The following is an 18,522-nucleotide window of genomic DNA, read 5'->3' on the forward strand; positions in this document are numbered from 1 at the left end:
TCTTGGTACATGAAAATTCCCTTCGTTTCTGAAGGGTTGTCCAGATACAGCGGTTGACGGCCCTTGCCGCGAGCGCGACTTGGACCCGGGCGGGTCTATTTTTGTCCTGCGCCAACGCGCTGAAAGTTGAGCGAGAAATGGGGAATATCCAATATAGTGCTATTTGTTTGTTGCCCGGCATGTCGAATGCGATTCTCATAACCGCCAATTCGGCGCTCAATCAAAGGAGGCGCAGGCGTTTGAACGGGCCGAGCAAGAAGAAGGCCGCAACGGGGCGAAAGATCCCGCACCCCATGGCCAAGACTGAACCGGGGTTAGCGTCAAAAGTCTCGAAATCCTTTTCCGAGAAGCTGAAGCGCGTCGACTGGCGAGATTTGGAACTCTTCCTCGAGGTCGCCGAAGCCGGCAGCGTGCGCGCCGGGGCTGCCGCAACGCGCCATTCGATCGGCACGATCAGACGGCGCATTGGCCGGATCGAGGACAAACTCGGCGAAAGCCTCGCCGATCGCGACCCCCTTGGGCTGAAGCTAACGCCGACGGGCCATCGCCTCCTATCGATCGCACGCAAGATGCGACGACTGCGCCACAGCCTCGAATCTGATGGTGAGGCCTTACCGCGTCGCGAGCGCGTGCGCATCGCGGTCACCGAGGGACTTGGAACCTACTGGCTAATGCCACGCCTCGTCGAGTTTCAGAGCAATCATCCCGAGCTGGATATCGTCCTCATTTGCGACATGCACCGTAGCGACGTCGCCAGCGGCGAAAGCGACATCGCGATCCAGCTTGAGCAGCCGCAGAATGAGCGGACGCTTGTTGAGAGGTTGGGTTGCCTCCATCTCATGCCCTTCGCGTCCGATCGCTATCTACGAGAAGCGGGTACGCCCAACTCGGTCGACGAGTGGCCCAACCACCGTCTGGTCTGGCAGGAGGCCGACCAGGTCGCCTCGCACCTTCTTCCATATATACTCGGATCCAGTGAAACCGACCAAGTGATCGCGATACGCACGAACAGCAGTTCAGCGCATTTCCGTGCCATCGCGAGTGGCGGAGGGATCGGCATCCTTCCAACATATGCGCGTGCGGTCAGCCGCAGGGTGCGGCCGCTCGACATTGGCGTTTACCTACGGCGCGAGGTTTTCTGCGTCACCAGTCCCGAGCGACAGGGAGCGCCGGGCGTTCAGCTCACATTGGCCTGGCTGCGCGACAGTTTCGACGGCAACCAGTTTCCGTGGTTCCATGACCAATTCCTACATCCCAGTGACTTTGACCAGGCTATCTCCTCCCCGAACGTCATCAGCCTGTTCGAAGGATTTATCGATACGCACGATTCAGACGACGGCTAACGCTTACGGCGAGATGTCGCACGCTAATGGAGGGCAAGGGTGGATGGTACACCAGACAACGCTACGGGCAAACAATCGGTGAACGCTTAGGCGACGCGGATATCTTGCGGCAGATTGAGGGCCTTGCGGCCAGCGGAAGTGGCGGCTCTATCCCAGAGGAAATCGCCGGAAAAGGCAATATGTTCCAAGCCTACCGGGGACGTATGAGCAAGGAGATCCTCGGGCACCGCGGCCGAGGCCGATAGTAGATGCTGGACGGCGGTATCCATATAGATCGTGTTCCAATAGACGATGGCGGCGATGACCAGGTTGAGGCCAGAAGCCCGATATTGCTGGGCCTCATGGCTGAGGTCGATGATGCGTCCCTGACGGAAGGTGTAGATCGCCTGCGTCAAAGCATGTCGTTGTTCGCTGTTGTTGAGACCGGCATGGCAACGCCGGCGCAGGTCGGGATTTTCAAGCCAGTCCAGCATGAACAGGGTCCGCTCGACCTTGCCGATTTCCTGTAGCGCCACGTCGAGCTGGTTCTGCCGCTCAAGGCGGCGAGCTTTCGCAACATGCCCGAGGGGACGAAATGGTTGTCCTCCACAGTGTCCATGGAATGTTCGTTTGGGAGACGCCGTTGTGGGAGACATTCTGGGCTACGCGCGGGCTGAACCTCGAAGCCGCCAATGTGGAAGTAAATCAGCAAGACGCTATCGCCATCGACCAGGCGATGCGCACCAGCACGGCGAACATCTACGCCGCCGGCGACTGCACCGACCAGCCGCAGTTCGTCTATGTCGCAGCGGCGGCGGGCACGCGCGCGGCGATCAACATGACGGGCGGAGACGCTGTGCTCGAGCTGGCCGCCATGCCGGCAGTCGTGTTTACCGACCCGCAGGTAGCCACGGTCGGCTATTCCGAGGCGGACGCGCACCATGACGGCATCGAGACCGACAGCCGCATGCTCAGCCTCGACAATGTGCCGCGCGCGCTCGCCAATTTCGACACTCGCGGCTTCATCAAGCTCGTCATCGAGGAAGGCAGCCGACGGCTGATCGGCGTGCAGGCGGTGGCGCCGGAGGCTGGCGAGTTCATTCAGACGGCGGCGCTGGCGATCCGGGCCGGCATGACCGTTGAGCAACTGGCCGATCAGTTGTTCCCTTATCTCACGATGGTCGAAGGGCTGAAACTTGCCGCGCAGACGTTCCGCAAGGACGTGAAGCAGCTGTCCTGCTGCGCGGGATAGCGCGAAGGAGAGGCCAGATGGATATCTGCACCGTTTCGAAGCTGGCCGATGAAGCCGGCGCGAGGCTGCGGGCATCGAACGCGGGCCGCTGTTTCGGCGTGTGCAGGTGCGCCGCTACAAGGCGCGGCCTGCGGTCAAAGGACGGCGGATCGAGAGCATTTCCGCGCGCGAAACCTGGGATCTGCGTAAGACGCTGGCTAAGCCCGCGGTGCCGGCACGCGTCGGATATGACGTGGGGGAGGGCTCGCTCCATCCAGGCGCGATCGGGCCGATCTAATGGGCAATCATTCGGCGTGCTTTTGACAGTGGGGCGTTGCCCGACTTAACGGCCGACGATCTCGAGCGGCTGCTGAAGGGGATCAGCGTGCACTCGACGCGGGTGGGCTTGAACCAGGACCTGTTCGCGAGTGGGGAGGATCTGGCGGGGATCATGGATGCGCTGCGCGGAAAAGCCCGCGCATGCCGCTCGCCTACAACCGCAACCTCGCTGCTGAGGGGGGGGCGGCGGGGCGGCTGATGGCGAAGATTGGTTGAGGTTCGGAAGCGAATTCAATGCTCCGCCCGAATCAATACGTTGATGTTCTCGCGCTCATGGTTGGTACGCCTTTGCCTCGACCCGCAACACGGGCCGAGGCGATGGGCGAGTAGATCAGCCCATCATTCGATGCAGCACCCTCGATTCAAGATCGCACCGGCAGCGGAAGCTCAAAGCGGATTCTCCGGAAAATTAGGCTTCCGATCCTTGGGGCGCTTGTCGGGTGCCGGGATATCCGTCTCTCTGCGCCCATAGCGGGCGTAGAGCGTCGGAAGCACGAACAGCGTCAGCAGCGTTGCCGAGATGAGGCCCCCGATGACGACGGTTGCCAGCGGCTTTTGCACTTCCGCCCCAGAGCCGGTCGCGATTGCCATCGGTACGAAGCCGAGCGAGGCGACCAGCGCCGTCATGACCACAGGGCGCAATCTCATCATCGCGCCTTCATAGGCTGCTTTGGCCCGGTCCATCCCTCGGGCCATCAGTTCCTGGATCGACGTCACCATGACGAGGCCGTTCAGGACCGCAATGCCGGACAGCGCGATGAACCCGACCGCCGCCGAGATCGAGAAGGGCATGCCTCGCAGGAAGAGCGCGAGCACGCCACCCACCAGCGCCAACGGCACGCCGGTGAACACAATCGCGGCGTCACGCACGCTCCCCAGCGCTCCGTAGAGCAGCAATAGGATGAGCACGAAACAGCCCGGCACCACCAGCATCAGCCGCTCGGTTGCAGATTGCAGATTCTCGAACTGACCGCCCCAATCGAGATATTGCCCGGCAGGCAAGCGCACCTCGCTTGCGATAGCGGCCTGTGCATCCGCAACCACGCCCGCCACGTCGCGCCCACGCACGTTTGCCTGCACTACGACGCGCCGCTTACCGTTTTCGCGACTTATCTGGTTGGGACCATCGGTCACGCCGATGTCCGCCACGCTCTGCAGCGGCACAAATCCGCCATTCGGCAGCGGCACGGGCACCTGGCCGAGGGTTTGCAGATTGGCGCGCGCCGCATCCGACAGGCGGATGGTAATGGCAAAACGCCGATCGCCCTCGAAGATCATGCCGGCGTCCCGGCCGCCGATCGCGGCTGAGATTGTGTCCTGCACGGTTTGCGCGGTGATGCCGAGCCGCGACATGATGTCGCGGCGTGGGCGAATGTCGAGCATCGGCAGGCCTTCGGTCTGCTCCACCCGAACGTCGGCGGCCCCTTCCGTCTTGCGAAGGACAGCCGCGATTTGATTGGCGGTGGCGTTCATCGCGTCGGTGTCATCGCCGAACACCTTGACCGCGATGTCGCCGCGTACCCCCGCGATCAGCTCGTTGAAGCGCATCTGGATGGGCTGGGTGATCTCGAACGCACCGCCCGGCAGACTTTCAAGCGTCTTCTCGACTTTTGCCACCAGGTCGGCCTTGCTGAGCCCCGGGTCCGGCCATTCGTCGTGCGGCTTCATGATGATGAACGTGTCGGAGATGTTGGGGGGCATAGGGTCGGCGGCGAGTTCCGCCGTGCCGGTCTTGGAGAAAACGAACCTCACTTCGGGCAGCTTCCCGATCTCGCGCTCGATCCGCGATTGCATCGCCTGGCTCTGATCGATTGACGTTCCGGGCACACGGAGCACCTGAGCGGTCAGGTCGCCCTCATCGAGTTGGGGCAGGAACTCCTGACCCAGGAACGAGAAGGTCAGAATGGCAGCAAGGAACGCACCGACACCGACGCCCATGGTGAGCGTCGGGCGCTTCATTGCGCGGTCAAGGCTTGGCTCATATTTGCGCTTGAGCCAGGACATGATCCGGCCTTCGTTCTCCTCGACCGGCTTCGACAGCCAGATCGCGAGCATGGCCGGCACGAACGTCAGCGAGAGGACGAAGGCGCAAACGAGCGCGATGATGACCGTCAGCGCCATTGGCGTGAAGGTTTTGCCCTCAACGCCGGTGAGCGTGAGCAGCGGCACATAGACAAGGATGATGATCGCCTGCCCGAACACGGATGGGCGGATCATTTCGCGGGCGGCGTGAGCCACGACCGACAGCCGTTCGTCGAGCGCGAGCGTCCGGCCATAGTGATGTTGCCGCTCAGCGATGCGTCGCAGTGCGTTCTCGACGATGATGACCGCGCCATCGACGATCAGGCCGAAATCCAACGCGCCGAGGCTCATCAAATTGGCCGAGACGCCGCCGCGCAACATACCAAAGCTGGTCATGGCCATGGTGATTGGAATCACCAGCGCCGCGATCAGCGCCGCCCGAAAATTGCCGAGCAGCACGAACAGGACGACAATGACGAGCAGCGCGCCTTCGGTGAGGTTCTTTGCCACCGTCTTGATCGTCGAATTGACGAGCGCGGTGCGATCGAGCACCGGTTGAATCACGACATCGGTCGGCAGCGAGGCGTTGATCCCATCAAGCCGCTCCGCGACCGCAGACGCCACGGTGCGGCTGTTCTCGCCGATCCGCATGATGGCGGTTCCGACGACGACCTCCTTGCCGTTCTCGGACGCGGAGCCGTAGCGGATGGCTTGGCCAAGACGGACCTGCGCTACCTGATCGAGCCGGATCGGCGTGCCTTCGCGGGTCGCGATGACGGTGCCGGCCAACTCGCCGACATTGCGGATGCGCGCATCGGAACGGACGGCCAGGCCCTCGCCGCCACGATCGACCACGCCGGCTCCGACGCCGACGTTGTTCTCTTCGAGCGCGCGGGCGAGATCGCTCAGGTTTAGCCCCAGGGCGGCGAGCCGCTGGACGTCAGGGATCACCTGAAACTGCTTCACATAGCCGCCGATCGAGTCGACGCCGGCAAGACCGGGCGTGTTCTTCAGCAGCGGCGCGACGATCCAATCCTGCGTGGTACGCAGATAGGTTGCCTGGTCGGCCTCGCTGACGAGACGATCGCCCTCCGGCGTGATGTAGCTGCCATCGGGTTGCATGCCGGGCTCGCCCGGCTTGTGCTTGTCTTCCTTGCGATGCTGGAAATGGACGGTCCACATATAGACTTCGCCCAGGCCCGTCGCGATCGGTCCCATGGTCGGGACCGCGCCATCAGGCAGGCTTTCCTCGGCGACGCGCAGCCGCTCGGCCACTTGCTGGCGGGCGAAGTAGATATCGGTCGAATCCGTGAAGACCGCCGTAATCTGAGCGAACCCGTTGCGGCTGAGCGACCGGGTATATTCAAGGCCGGGAATACCGGCGAGCGCGGTTTCGATCGGAAAGGCGATTTGCTTCTCGACCAGCTCGGGTGAAAGGGCCGGCGCGGTGATATTCACCTGCACCTGATTGTTAGTGATGTCGGGAACCGCGTCGATCGGCAGGCGAGAAAGCGCCCAGCCTCCGATGCTCGTGGCGATGAGCGTCATGAGCAGGATGAACCAGCGACGTTCGACGGAAAATGTGACGATGCGGTCGATCATGATCAATGCCCATGCTCCGCTTCGCCCTTCCCGAGCTCAGCCTTGAGAGTGAAACTGTTGGGGCCGGCGAGCTGTTCGTCGCCCTTGAGCCCCGAGGTCACGACCACATTGTCACCGTTCGGGCTTCCGAGCGTGACAGGGGTCGCCTTGAAGCCATGATCGGTGCGCACGAACACCGTGGACCGGCCTTCGATCGTCTGCACTGCGCTTTGCGGCACAAGCAGCGACGCCGGACCGCCGCCCGTAAGCTGGATGGAAGCGGTAACCGGCTCGCCCACGCGCCATCGGCCCGAACGGTTGTCAATGACCGCGATCACGCTAGCGAGCCGGGTGGTTTCGTCGAGTATCGGAGAGACGAAATCGACCCGCGCTACTGATCGCCGATCACCAGAGACGATCTCGATTTGCGAGCCGGGCCGTACCTTGCCGGCATCAGCCGGCGACAGCGCGAGCGTGACCGCGACCCGTCCGAGGTCAGCGACGCGGAACAGTTCCGCGTCGGCTGCGACCGTTTGGCCGAGCGTCACGCTGCGCGTGACGACCTGGCCCGACAGCGGGGCGCTGATCGCGATGCGATTGAGCGCCCCGCCGCTGCCGCCGGCCGCCGACACCTGCTGCTGCGCCAGGCGCAGCGCGATGCGCGCTTCGGTGCCCGCCGTGCGTGCTGCGATCAGATCCTGTTCGGGCGAGACGCGCTCGTTGAACAGGCGCTGTTCGCGGCGAAGGTTGGTTTCGGCCAGAGCCAGCCTCGCGCGTGCCGCCTCGATTTCCGCGTTGAGCGATGCGGCCTCACGGCTTTCTATGATAGCGAGCGTCTGTCCGCGCCCGACCGATTGGCCGAGGTTGCGGGTGAGCGACACCACACGGCCGCCAATCGCAGCGGAAACGACCTGCATGCCCTGCGGATCGCCCTCGATCGTCCCGGGGAGGGTCAACGCGCCGCCGCCGCTCCGGATCACGCGCACAAGCTCGATACCGGCTTTGCGAATCTGATCCGCGCTAAGGTCGATCCCGCCTTCTTCTTCGGCGTGGGCGCGCTTTTCAGGCGCGGCACCATTTTCGGCTGTAGCGGCGTTCTGTGCGTTGTCGACCGCCTTCTCGCCGCCGGAGCATCCGGCCATCAGCAGTGCGGCGAGTGTCAGCGGCAACGCCGCCATGGTACGGGTCTTCATTATCATTCCCCCTGTGTGGTCGGCGCGCGGGCGGTAAGCCGCTCAAGCTGCGCCTGGGCGATGTGGTAGGAGAGTAGCGCGTCGATCGCCGTGGCCCGCGTTTCCGCGAGCGTGCGTTCGGCATCGAGCAAGTCAAGCTGGCCGAACTTGCCTTCCCGATAGCCGATGCGGGCGATGCGGGCGGCTTCTTCGGCCGCCGCGAGCGCGGGGCCGCTGGCCGCCGCCGCGCTGGTCGCGGCGTTGGCGGCATCGGCTTGGGCGCGCGCGATGGCCTGATCAACATCGAGCACTGTGAGACGCCGCTGCGCATCGGCGCGCTGACGCTCGGCGGTCGCTTGGCTCAAGGCCGCCCGCCCGTTGTTGAACAATGGGATAGGGATCGACAGGCTGAAGATAGCCGCCGTGTCGTTGGTCTGCTCGAACCGGCGCGCGCCGGCCCCAAGCGTCAGATCGGGCATGCGCTGCGAGCGGGCGAGGCGCACGCCGGCATCGGCGATCGCGAAGTCGGCATCGGCGGCCGCCATCACCAGCGTGCCCGTGCTCTCTATCGGCCGAAGCGGGCCATAGGTCGCCGGAACGTCGGAGAACCAGTCCGCATCGAGCGGCCCCGAGATGGGCTGGCCGATAATGCGCGACAGGGTGAACCGCGCGACTTCGACGGCGCGCTCTTCGCGGACCAACGCCGCGTCGGCGTTGATCCGTGCAACGTCAGCACGTTGCACTTCGATCGGCGACGCCCGGCCCGCTTGGACCCGCACCTGTGCGGCGCGCAGCGCCTCGTTCGCGATGCGAGCCTGATCGCGGGCCGTGACAAGCCGGCGTTCCGCGGAGGCGGCCTCCGCATAGGCGCGAACGACGCTGAGCCGGAGATCGGCTTGCGCGATCGCGGCCTGTATCGTCGCCCGGTCGGTGCGAGCATCCGCGACCGCGATCCGCGCCGATCGCTTGCCGCCGAGTTCGATCGGCAAGGTGAGCGATGTCGTCGCTTCGAGGCTCTGCGTACCGCGATATTGGCCGGAACCGGCAACATTTTCGGCCTCGACGGTGACGCTGGGATTGGGCCGCAGCCCCGCAACTCGGCGTCCCGCTTCGGCTGCGCGTACGTCCGCCGAGGCGGCTTCAAGCGCCGGTGAAACGACCCCCGCGAGTTCGAGCGCGCGGTCAACAGTGAAAGCCGGTGCCGCTGGTGCGGGCGGCGCGGTTTGGGCCTGCGCGATACTCGCGCAAGCGGTCGCGGCGAGCAGGGCCGCGAGCAATCGGTGCATGATGCAAAGCTCCTGACAATTTTAGGTCAGCCCGCCAAAGCACGGGCCTACGTAAAATGTCAGGTTATGGGGGGCCTCAATCCAGGATCTACACGGTCACGGGGTAATCCGGAAAAATCCTCGACCGGTATGAAAATGTTTGTTGCAACGTCGCTATTTGACATGAGGCCGCGCGGTGCCGTCAGCGTCTCATGGGGGTGGCACGAGACGCAGTGCGAGCGCTCTTCGCTGCTGCCTTCATTGCTCTGATTGACGTCATCTTCCCCAATTGAAGCGGTTTCGGTCAATACATCGGAACAGGCCACGGTACTGATCGCGTGCGCGGCGGCACCTGCCCCCATTGAAAGGGCAAGCGAATACAGAAATGCCAGTGCAAAGAAGCGACCCATGGCCGGCTCGTTAGCATCGATGGCAGCGATTTGAAACCGCAATATGTGAGAGATTGAGGCTAATTGGCACTTGCGGAAAAGCGCGCCTGGCGACATCCTCGGGCCGATTGAGAAATTCTGAATGAGATGGGGTGATTGGGGCTCTAAGACGTGACATCGGCCATCCGTTCTTCGTTAGCGCACGTAGAACTTACTTTCGTGTAGTCACCCTATACTGCTCGGAGACTCAATATTGCAGTCGTCGCCGAGGGTGTCGAGAATGAAGCGCAAGCGACACAGCTTTCCGATCTCGGCTGTGAGCTGAGCCAGGGTTATTTCTTAAAACCGCTGGACAGGGCGGAGCCACAAGCTTGCTGAGAAGGACACGACGGAACGGGCAATCCGTGTCTGTTGCAGTTCGTCAGTCGAGATGAAGTTTCCTGGCGAGATCTCGCTCGGCTCGATACTCGATCCTGATGCTTTTGATAGCACGCGGAGTGGACGTCGGCAGCACAGCAATGTGTCCGGCGTCAGCACCCATGGCACAGATTAGGGGTTGAGATTTAAGGAGGGTTTGGGCTTCGTCGTAGTGACGAAGGAACGCAGATGAAGCCCAAACCCTCCTTGCGAAAATCGCCGACGAAGGCCTCTGCCGAAGCCGTGGTGAAAGACATTCGCCGACAGACGCGGCGGCATTTCTCAGCCGAAGACAAGATCCGCATCGTGCTTGACGGACTGCGCGGCGAGGACAGCATCGCCGAGCTGTGCCGGCTCGAAGGCATTGCCCAGAGCCTCTACTACACCTGGTCGAAGGAGTTCATGGAAGCCGGCAAGCGCCGTCTTGCCGGTGACACCGCCCGCAGTGCAACGACGGGCGAGGTTCAGGACCTGCGCCGCGAAGCCCGTGCCCTGAAGGAATGCGTGGCCGACCTGACGCTCGAGAACCGTCTTCTGAAAAAAAGCATGATTGCGGATGGGGGCGACGACGAATGAGCTATCCCGCATCCGAGAAGCTGGAGATCATCCGGATCGTCGAGCAGTCGCACCTGCCGGCCAAGCGCACGCTGGACAAACTCGGCATTCCCCGCCGGACGTTCTACCGCTGGTACGACCGCTATCTCGAGGGCGGGCCGGAGGCGCTGGAGGATCGCCCCTCGGCGCCGAGCCGGGTGTGGAACCGCATCACCGAGGATATCCGCGCGCAGATCGTCGAGATGGCGCTTGATGCAACCGAGCTTTCCCCTCGCGAACTGGCGGTGCGCTTCACCGACGAGAAGCGTTACTTTGTGTCGGAAGCCACGGTTTACCGCCTCTTGAAAGCGCACGACCTGATCACCAGTCCGGCCTACACCGTGATCAAGGCCGCCGACCAGTTCCACACGAAGACCACCCGGCCAAACGAGATGTGGCAGACAGACTTCACCTACTTCAAGATCATCGGGTGGGGCTGGATGTACCTCTCGACCGTGCTCGACGACTTCTCGCGCTACATCATTGCCTGGAAGCTGTGCACCAACATGCGCGCCGAGGACGTCATCGACACGCTCGACCTCGCCCTAGCGGCTTCCGGCTGCGATCATGCCACGGTGCTGCACAAGCCGCGGCTGCTCAGCGACAACGGCCCCAGCTATATCGCCGGTGAACTGGCCGAGTACATCCAGGCCAACAAGATGAGCCATGTGCGTGGTGCCCCATGCCATCCGCAGACCCAGGGCAAGATCGAGCGCTGGCACCAGACCTTGAAGAACCGCATCCTGCTGGAAAACTACTTCCTGCCCGGCGACCTCGAGGCCCAGATCGAGGCCTTCGTCGAACACTACAACCACCGACGTTACCATGAGAGCCTGGCCAACGTGACACCCGTCGACGCCTACTTCGGCAGGGCTGCGGCCATCCTCAAACAACGCGAAAGGATCAAGCGACAGACGATCGAATATCGACGCTTGCAGCACCGCAAGCTCGCCGCCTAACATCAAACCCCAGACGAGGCCCGCACTCCGCTATTTTACGCCGCGATCTGTGCCAAATGTTTCGACGACGGACAAATGACTGATTATGTGACATAGTCAGCCCCGGTTGCGGGAACGTGACGGCAGTGCTCCATAAACGGACGTATATGTGACATGCTGATCGGATATACCCGCGTCTCGAAAGCCGATGGATCGCAGGTCCATGATCTTCAGCGTGACGCATTGATCGCGGCGGGTGTCGCGCCTGACCAAATCTATGAGGACAGCGCGTCGGGGCGAAGTGATGATCGGCCAGGACTCGACGCATGCCTGAAGGCGCTCCGTTCCGGCGACACGTTGGTCATCTGGAAACTGGATCGGCTCGGTCGCGACTTGCGGCACCTCGTCAACACGGTGGCCGAGTTGACCACGCGTAAGATCGGCCTGAAGGTCCTCGCAGGAGAAGGTGCATCGATCGACACCACCACTGCCAATGGCCGCCTCATTTTCGGTATCTTTGCCGCGCTTGCTGAATTTGAGCGGGAGTTGATTGTCGAACGCACCAAGGCGGGGCTGGCCGCAGCGCGCGCCCGGGGAAGAAAGGGTGGGCGGCCATTCAAGATGACCCCGGCCAAACTCCGCTTGGCTCAGGCTGCCATGGGAAAACCCGAAACCGTGGTTGCCGACCTTTGCGCAGAGATTGGCATCACGCGTCAAACTCTCTACCGTTTCGTGGATCCAACCGGACAATTGCGCGCGGAAGGCGAGCGTCTCCTGAATCGCGGACGGCAGCTTCGTTAGGCGTCAGAGATCAATCCTGTCGTTCCGGACTCGCCGATTTTCCGGACGTTCGACGCTCAATAGGCAAGCCGTCTATTCAGCGTGGAAATCCGCGTCCGGAGTAGGCAAAACCTGCCCCCTCAGCGGTGCCCGCCAGAGAGCCAAATCGCCTGCGATAATGAGCCAATTGAACATTGCCTTGAGCCGATCTCCCCTTATGATCGGATGCAACAACAAGCCGTCACCTGCGAGTGTCGGCAGCGCCGCTGTATTTAGGACGGGAAGCCGAGGGGACTAGCCGGATGCCTATCCCTGAGAAATTCGAAATCAAGATCGATGCGCAGGTTCTCGATGACTTGCGTGACCGCCTTCGGCAAACCCGGTGGGCACCTGATTTCGGTAATGCTGACTGGTCCTACGGCGTCAATGCCGAGTATCTGAAATCCCTGGCCGGATATTGGCTGGCTGGATTTGACTGGTCCCAGCAAGAGCGCGCGATCAACCGTTTCGAGCATTTTCGGACGTCCGTCGATGGGATCCCGATTCACTTCCTGAAAAAGCGCGGAGCAGGCCCTTCACCCATTCCGATCATCCTGACCCATGGCTGGCCCTGGACATTCTGGGATTTTCGCGACGTCATTGAGCCGCTCGCAGACCCAGCCGCATTTGGTGGGAGCGCCTCCGACGCCTTCGACGTAATCGTTCCTTCGCTTCCGGGGTTCGGCTTCTCCGTTCCGCTTCGCACCGGTGTAAATTATTGGCAGACTGCGGATCTCTGGCACAAGCTCATGACGGAAACGCTGGGCTATGCCCGCTACGCGGCCCATGGCGGTGATTGGGGTGCTCTCGTCACCTCGCAGCTTTCGCACAAATATGCGGCGGATCTGATCGGAATCCATGTGTCGATGCCCGTTTGGCCGGGCGTGTTCGGTCAGGCCCGTCCCTATGATCTTCTAGGCCCCGCGCTCCCCGATATCGCGGCCGAGGATCTGCCGAAAGCGATGGCGGTCGAAGCGCGCGTGGCAAGCCATATCACCACGCACCTGCTCGATCCCCAGACACTTGCTTATGGGCTCCATGATTCCCCTGTGGGCCTGCTCGCGTGGCTCCTCGAGCGCTGGCGCGCGTGGAGCGATTGCGGTGGAGACGTCGAGAAGCGGTTCTCGCGCGATGCCATGTTGACGAACGCGACGATCTACTGGGCGACCGAGAGCTTCGTGACCACCGCACGCTTCTATGCGGAGGCCGCGCGGCAACCATGGCAGCCGTCGCACCACAGGTCGCCACCATTCGAGGCTCCTGCCGGCGTGTCGCTTTTCCGAAATGATGGCACGGCGCTTTTCCCGGACCGAAGCCTCTCGAACTACAATCTACAGTTCCTTCGCGAGAGATCGTCCGGCGGTCACTTCGCAGCGGCTGAAGAGCCCGCGGCCCTTGTCGAAGATATCCGCGCCACCTTCCGCGGATTGCGTTGACCCAATGGCGAGAGATGAAATGCCTGCAGAACAGAGCACAGTCCCCCAGCACGTCCCGGCGCACCTCGTCTATCCATTCGATTACCGCAGCGATGCGGCCATCAAGGAAAATCTGTGGGACTATATGTCGAGCATGAATGCCCGGCCGGATATCTTTTTCTCACCGGATCTTGGCGGACATTGGGTCATCGCTCGCGCGGCCATCGCCGAAGAGGTTTTCTCCAATCACGAGCTGTTCTCCGTTCGATCGGTTTCGGTCCCGAAGCTCGAAAGCCCGGTCCGGTTGATACCGAATAATTATGATCCACCGGAGCATGGTCCATATCGCCGCCTGTTTGCGCAAAATCTCTTTTCGCCCCGGGCGCTCGCCGCGCTGGAGGGCGTAACGCGGAACCACGCGCGCGAACTGTTCGACGCCATGCCGCTCGGCCAATGCGAATTTGTCGCCGACTTCGCCGAAAGACTGCCGATCGACGTGTTTCTGGCCGGGATGGGCGTCGATCCCTCGCACCGGGACGAGTTTTTGCCCTGGGTCCAGAATGTCTTCAGCGGCACCACGAAGGAACAGTTCGCAAGCGGCATGACTGAAGCCTCCACCTTCCTTGCCGAATGGCTGCAAGAACAATTGAAGGCGCCCGAAAAGAATACAGGCGGCATGTTCCAAGCGATGATCACCTCAGAAATCGAAGGCCGCGCGCTCACCTGGGACGAGATGCACCGCATCACGGTTATGCTGTTCCTGGGCGGACTGGACACCGTTACGTCGGAGATGTCGCACGCCATGTACTTCCTGGCTTCAAGCCCGGCCCATCGGGACCGCCTGGTGGAGCGGCCGCAGGATATTCCCAAGGCGTTGGAAGAGATTTTGCGGCGTTTCAGCATCGCCAACATCGGACGCGTAGTTGCCAAGGATACCGAATTCCACGGCGTGGTGCTCAAGGCTGGCGATCCGGTCCTCATTCCCACGCCGATGGTGGGGCTCGACGAGACCGCCTTTGAAGATGCGATGACGGTGGATTTTGATCGTGGTCGAGCCCGCGGCGTTCGCCACCTCGCCTTCGGGGCCGGGCCACACCTTTGTCCGGGCGCCTACCTGGCGCGCACCCAATTGCGTGTAATGCTTGAAGAATTGCTCCCCCGAATGCCGGGGTTGCGGGTCCAGCCTGGTGCGAAGATCGAATGGCGGACTGGGGCCGACTTCATGGTTCATGCACTGCCGCTTGAATGGAATGCTGGCCCCTCGAGCTGAGGCCGGGACCCGAGACCAGAATTTCTGAGATGGAGAGATGCTTGCTCGACCCTGCAAGAGCGTTGGACGGCTATACTGCCCTCATCACCGCTGGTGCCGCAGCCATATCCGTGGCGGCCGCGAAGCTTTTGGTCCGCGACGGTGCGGCCGTGGTCCTGATGGGGCGCCGGCGGGATGCCCTCGAAGGCGCCAAAGAGAAGATTCTAGAACAGTATCCTCACGGACAGATCGAACTCAGCGCGGGCGATGCCTGCCACGAACCCGATGTCGTCGAAGCGTTACAGAAGACGCATGATCTGCGCGGACGGCTCGATATCGTCATCAACACGGTCGGCGGTGGCGGATTCAAGCCCATCACGCTGCTTGAGGAGAGCGAGCTCCTTGGCGATTTCAGGCTCAACATCGTCAGCGCCGTACTTACGACCAAGCATGCCGTGCCGTTGATGAAGCAGGGAGGCAGCATTGTCTGCGTGTCGTCGATCGCCGCCAAGCTGACCTATGCCTATCTGGCGTCCTATAATGTTGCGAAAGCGGGCCTCGAAGGCTTCGTGCGCGTCGCGGCCGATGAACTTGGCTCGCGCGGCATCAGGGTGAATGCGGTTCGGCCTGGCATGACGCGCAGTGCCGGTACCCACCAGATGTTCGCAATCCCGTCGGTTGTTCAACAGGTGATCGAGCAGGTCCCGCTCGGCCGTCTGGGCGAGCCTGAGGATATCGCACCGGCCATCCGCTTCCTGTCCGGACCCGAGTCAGCTTGGATGACCGGGCAAAGCTTTGCCGTCGACGGTGGCAATGAGCTGCGCAGAAATCCGGCGCTTACGGACATGGTGAAGCAGATGTTCGGTACGGATGTGGTTCCAGCAAATGCCGCAGCCTGACTGACGAGACAGAGGATGATTTTTCAATGAGCCGTGATCAGGATGAGGCAGCCATTCGACGCGCTGCGACGATGTACGCGATAGGAGCGGATAGGAACGACAAGAGCCTTTGGGCGCAGGTGCTTACTGCTGATTGCATTATTGAAGGGCCGGGATTTCGCACCGAGGGTCGTGAGGCGAATCTGGCGAATCTCGATTATTTGCATGCATCCTATCTCCGCACGCAGCATCGCATCCACAATCAGCTGTACGTCATCGACGGCGATCATGCGTCGGGCGAGACCTATTGCACGGCTGACCATCTTCGCGTGTCCAACGGCCGGACGGAAATCGTCTCATGGGCCGTTCGTTATCAGGACGAACTGGTCCGCGACGGCCAGAATTGGTGTTTCCGGTCGCGTCGGCTCATCGTGGATTGGGAGGAAGTTCGACCTGTTGCGCGAGCTTGGGACGAGACCGGCCTGGCCGAGGTCGGTACCGTGGTTGAAGATGACCGGGTCAGCATCGCGCAGACAGTCTACAAATATGCCTCGGCAATCGACACGAGGGACTGGGACCTCCATCGATCGATCTTCGCCGACGAAGTCGAGATGGACTTTGAATCCTGGAATGAGGTGCCCTGCCATCGTATTCGCGCTGATGAGCTCAAGGAGAATGTGCGAATCTTCTTCGCCGGCCTCGATGCAACCCAGCACAGCATGAGTAACCCCATCGTCAAGGTTGACGGCGACCGTGCCCGATGCGTGGTCTATATGCAGGCCGAGCATTTCCTGAACGACCGGCAGCCCAGCCGTCGTTATGTGATCGGAGGTTATTATACTGACGATCTTGTGCGCGTTGGCGCCGACTGGAAGCTGACGTCTGTCAAGCTCACCGTGCTTTGGACGGAAGGCGATCTTTCATTCATGGCGGACGCAGCCGAGCGCGGTCTCTCCCGCCTGAAGGCCGCCTGATCGTGGCGGGGCGTGTAGAGGGCAAGGTGGCGTTCGTCACCGGCGGGGCCAGCGGCCTCGGCGAGGCGATGGTGCGCCTCCTCATTGCGGAGGGAGCGCGGGTCGTCGTTGCGGATCTTTCCGCCGATCGCGGGCAAGCGCTCGTGGCGGAGATTGGCAAGGAAGGGGCCAAGGCCATATTCGTCCGCCTCGACGTCGCGGATGAGGCGAACTGGGACGAGGCGATAGAACAGACGCTGCAATGGGCCGGCAAGCTCAATGTGCTCGTCAACAATGCCGGCATCGCCATCCCGGGTGACATGGAAATGGCGTTCGACGCCTGGCGGAAGACGCTTTCCGTTAATCTCGACGGCACATTTCTGGGGACGCGGGCGGCGATCCGGGCGATAACTCGCTGTGGCGAGACTGGATCGATCATCAATATCTCTTCAACCCAAGGGATGACCGCTGAGCCCACCACGGCAGCGTACAGCGCCAGCAAGGGTGGTGTCCGCAATCTGACGAAGGCGGCTGCGGTCCACTGCGCTACCCACAAGCTTCCGATCCGCGTCAATTCGGTGCATCCTGGGATGTGCCTGACGCCGCTGGTTCGCAGCTATCTCGAGGAGCATCCCGATCAGTTGGCGCCCCAGATCGCCGCGCACCCGATCGGCCATCTGGGAGACCCGGAGGACATCGCCTATGGCGTTCTCTATCTGGCGTCCGACGAATCTAAATTTATGCTCGGATCCGAGCTGGTGATTGACGGCGGATATTTGATGTAGGGGGAATAGTGGCTCGACATATTGCCCAGGTCGCACCGCGCCGCGCATCCCAGGCTTTGTTGCGTGCGGTACTGGAACAGGTGGAGGCAATCGACAGCCGGGCTGCCGAGACCATTTCCCGCCTCCACCTTGGGGCTGAGCTGGCCGAGATCACGCGATCTGACCGGCCAGCGCCGATTTCCGACGATGCATTTGCGGGTGCCTATTATGCCGGAATGACGATCCTTCTGGATCGAAATGCTGCCCGCGAGGGCAAGGCATCGATGACCAAGGCCGAATATGATCTGCTTTGTCACTGCGTGATCACCTGCGACACGTTGGGACAGGTGATCGAGCGAACGCAAGCTTTCATGCATGCACTCGCCTGTCGCTCGGCACGCATGAGCCTAGTTGTCGAGGACGGCATCGCTGATTTCCGGATTTCGACCGATTATGCCGTGCGCGACACGATCGGCCTGCTCACCGATATTGCCGGACTCGCGGCCTTCTTTCGGCTGTTCGGATGGCTGATTGATACGCCCGTCGAGCTGGTCGATGTTCGCATGTGCTACCCGCCCTTGCTAGACAGCGCTGCGGCCTCGTTTCTGATTCCATTCCCGCTCACCTACAATGACGAGACGAATGCCCTGCGCTTTCAGGCCGACTTGTTGGACCGTCCCGTGGTGCGCACGCCTCAACAGCTCAATACGCTCTTGGCACGCTTTCCGTTCGACGTGAATGACACGCGCCTCGCGCGCGATACCCTGAGGAACCGTGTGCGGTCCTTCATGGCGGCGACCCTGTCAAAGCCCGAGAAGCTTCCTACCGAACAGCAGATCGCGGACCGCCTCGGCATCAGCCTCTCGACGCTCAAGCGTCGGCTGAAGTCCGAAAATGCATCCTATCGCGCTATTCGCGATGAGTTGCTCTGCACGATCGCGATCGAAAGCCTGAAGAGCGAGCGCTACAGCGTCAGCGTGTTGGCCGGCAGGCTCGGCTTTTCCGATATCAGTAGCTTCAGGCACGCCTTCAAAAGATGGACTGGCCAGTCGCCCGGTAGAATCGGCCCGTCCGCAGGGACGCAAGTCTAGCCGACGCGAGCCATTGGTTCAGATCAGCCTAGGTGCTTAAGTGTTAAGAGGCCGGTGAGGTCGTCATTTTTTATTCAGTCAGG

The 18,522-nt window shown here is 61.9% G+C and carries 14 protein-coding genes and 3 pseudogenes; 12 read left to right on the forward strand and 5 right to left on the reverse strand.

Features of this window, described 5'->3' with window-relative positions; all coding sequences use genetic code 11:
* The first annotated feature begins 53 nt into the window (after nucleotides 1–53).
* Nucleotides 54–1,343: a LysR family transcriptional regulator gene (locus tag KC8_RS13575; protein WP_232455544.1), complete on the forward strand. Its 1,290-nt coding sequence runs from the start codon at nucleotides 54–56 to the stop codon at nucleotides 1,341–1,343.
* Between the two features lie 86 nt (nucleotides 1,344–1,429).
* Here KC8_RS13575 and KC8_RS13580 read toward each other — a convergent pair.
* A pseudogene (locus KC8_RS13580) lies at nucleotides 1,430–1,911 on the reverse strand (Tn3 family transposase); the annotation flags it as partial.
* Between the two features lie 33 nt (nucleotides 1,912–1,944).
* Between KC8_RS13580 and KC8_RS13585 the strand changes: the two are divergent.
* Together KC8_RS13585 and KC8_RS13590 are read left to right on the forward strand one after the other, a co-directional pair.
* Nucleotides 1,945–2,574 (forward strand): FAD-dependent oxidoreductase, encoded by a 630-nt coding sequence (locus KC8_RS13585; RefSeq protein ID WP_086495584.1) that lies wholly within the window; start codon nucleotides 1,945–1,947, stop codon nucleotides 2,572–2,574.
* Between the two features lie 61 nt (nucleotides 2,575–2,635).
* A pseudogene (locus tag KC8_RS13590) lies at nucleotides 2,636–3,108 on the forward strand (integrase); the annotation flags it as partial.
* 171 nt (nucleotides 3,109–3,279) lie between these two features.
* On the opposite strand, the gene KC8_RS13595 reads toward KC8_RS13590, so the two are convergent.
* From KC8_RS13595 to KC8_RS19870, 4 genes are read right to left on the reverse strand one after another with little or no spacing between them, the layout of a single operon-like run.
* Nucleotides 3,280–6,516 carry an efflux RND transporter permease subunit gene (locus KC8_RS13595; RefSeq protein WP_037494974.1) on the reverse strand — a complete coding sequence of 1,079 codons (3,237 nt, stop codon included), beginning with the start codon at nucleotides 6,514–6,516 and terminating at the stop codon, nucleotides 3,280–3,282.
* Between the two features lie 2 nt (nucleotides 6,517–6,518).
* Nucleotides 6,519–7,688 carry an efflux RND transporter periplasmic adaptor subunit gene (locus KC8_RS13600; protein WP_029624227.1) on the reverse strand — a complete coding sequence of 390 codons (1,170 nt, stop codon included), beginning with the start codon at nucleotides 7,686–7,688 and terminating at the stop codon, nucleotides 6,519–6,521.
* A gap of 2 nt (nucleotides 7,689–7,690) precedes the next feature.
* Nucleotides 7,691–8,953 carry a TolC family protein gene (locus KC8_RS13605; protein WP_010123226.1) on the reverse strand — a complete coding sequence of 421 codons (1,263 nt, stop codon included), beginning with the start codon at nucleotides 8,951–8,953 and terminating at the stop codon, nucleotides 7,691–7,693.
* Between the two features lie 59 nt (nucleotides 8,954–9,012).
* Nucleotides 9,013–9,342: a hypothetical protein gene (locus tag KC8_RS19870; RefSeq protein ID WP_138956575.1), complete on the reverse strand. Its 330-nt coding sequence runs from the start codon at nucleotides 9,340–9,342 to the stop codon at nucleotides 9,013–9,015.
* Nucleotides 9,343–9,570: 228 nt separating this feature from the next.
* On the opposite strand from KC8_RS19870, the pseudogene KC8_RS13610 reads away from it, so the two are divergent.
* From KC8_RS13610 to KC8_RS13650, 9 genes and pseudogenes are all read left to right on the forward strand, one after another.
* Nucleotides 9,571–9,699 (forward strand): annotated as a pseudogene (locus tag KC8_RS13610) (EAL domain-containing protein); the annotation flags it as partial.
* Nucleotides 9,700–9,927: 228 nt separating this feature from the next.
* Nucleotides 9,928–11,291, forward strand: a protein-coding gene (locus KC8_RS13615) for an IS3 family transposase (protein ID WP_138956601.1) whose coding sequence is annotated in 2 segments (ribosomal slippage) — nucleotides 9,928–10,275 and nucleotides 10,278–11,291 — 1,362 coding nt in all. Because the reading frame shifts where the segments join, the coding sequence is not laid out codon by codon here.
* A 153-nt stretch (nucleotides 11,292–11,444) separates the two neighbouring features.
* Nucleotides 11,445–12,071, forward strand: coding sequence for a recombinase family protein (locus KC8_RS13620; protein WP_010123278.1), 627 nt, complete (start codon nucleotides 11,445–11,447; stop codon nucleotides 12,069–12,071).
* Nucleotides 12,072–12,352: 281 nt separating this feature from the next.
* Nucleotides 12,353–13,525 carry an epoxide hydrolase family protein gene (locus tag KC8_RS13625; protein WP_010123275.1) on the forward strand — a complete coding sequence of 391 codons (1,173 nt, stop codon included), beginning with the start codon at nucleotides 12,353–12,355 and terminating at the stop codon, nucleotides 13,523–13,525.
* Between the two features lie 19 nt (nucleotides 13,526–13,544).
* Nucleotides 13,545–14,774: a cytochrome P450 gene (locus tag KC8_RS13630; protein WP_010123273.1), complete on the forward strand. Its 1,230-nt coding sequence runs from the start codon at nucleotides 13,545–13,547 to the stop codon at nucleotides 14,772–14,774.
* 41 nt (nucleotides 14,775–14,815) lie between these two features.
* A complete protein-coding gene (locus KC8_RS13635) occupies nucleotides 14,816–15,652 on the forward strand; it encodes an SDR family NAD(P)-dependent oxidoreductase (RefSeq protein ID WP_232455545.1) in 837 nt (278 codons plus the stop codon).
* 26 nt (nucleotides 15,653–15,678) lie between these two features.
* Complete coding sequence (locus tag KC8_RS19875; protein WP_010123269.1) at nucleotides 15,679–16,605, forward strand: nuclear transport factor 2 family protein; 927 nt, start codon at nucleotides 15,679–15,681, stop codon at nucleotides 16,603–16,605.
* Nucleotides 16,606–16,607: 2 nt separating this feature from the next.
* Nucleotides 16,608–17,369, forward strand: a complete 762-nt coding sequence (locus KC8_RS13645; protein ID WP_037494997.1) for a glucose 1-dehydrogenase — start codon at nucleotides 16,608–16,610, stop codon at nucleotides 17,367–17,369.
* Between the two features lie 8 nt (nucleotides 17,370–17,377).
* Nucleotides 17,378–18,439, forward strand: a complete 1,062-nt coding sequence (locus KC8_RS13650) for a helix-turn-helix domain-containing protein (protein WP_010123265.1) — start codon at nucleotides 17,378–17,380, stop codon at nucleotides 18,437–18,439.
* The last annotated feature ends 83 nt before the right edge of the window (nucleotides 18,440–18,522 follow it).

Source organism: Sphingomonas sp. KC8 (assembly GCF_002151445.1).
In the GTDB taxonomy this organism is placed as follows: domain Bacteria; phylum Pseudomonadota; class Alphaproteobacteria; order Sphingomonadales; family Sphingomonadaceae; genus Sphingomonas_E.

What these genes read in the sequence shown, in the direction of transcription:
- KC8_RS19875 (WP_010123269.1), top strand. Translation starts at nt 15,679, where the DNA reads ATGAGCCGTGATCAGGATGAGGCAGCCATTCGACGCGCTGCGACGATG.
- KC8_RS19870 (WP_138956575.1), bottom strand. Translation starts at nt 9,342, where the DNA reads ATGGGTCGCTTCTTTGCACTGGCATTTCTGTATTCGCTTGCCCTTTCA.
- KC8_RS13605 (WP_010123226.1), bottom strand. Translation starts at nt 8,953, where the DNA reads ATGCACCGATTGCTCGCGGCCCTGCTCGCCGCGACCGCTTGCGCGAGT.
- KC8_RS13625 (WP_010123275.1), top strand. Translation starts at nt 12,353, where the DNA reads ATGCCTATCCCTGAGAAATTCGAAATCAAGATCGATGCGCAGGTTCTC.
- KC8_RS13600 (WP_029624227.1), bottom strand. Translation starts at nt 7,688, where the DNA reads ATGAAGACCCGTACCATGGCGGCGTTGCCGCTGACACTCGCCGCACTG.
- KC8_RS13585 (WP_086495584.1), top strand. Translation starts at nt 1,945, where the DNA reads ATGTTCGTTTGGGAGACGCCGTTGTGGGAGACATTCTGGGCTACGCGC.
- KC8_RS13630 (WP_010123273.1), top strand. Translation starts at nt 13,545, where the DNA reads ATGCCTGCAGAACAGAGCACAGTCCCCCAGCACGTCCCGGCGCACCTC.
- KC8_RS13620 (WP_010123278.1), top strand. Translation starts at nt 11,445, where the DNA reads ATGCTGATCGGATATACCCGCGTCTCGAAAGCCGATGGATCGCAGGTC.
- KC8_RS13595 (WP_037494974.1), bottom strand. Translation starts at nt 6,516, where the DNA reads ATGATCGACCGCATCGTCACATTTTCCGTCGAACGTCGCTGGTTCATC.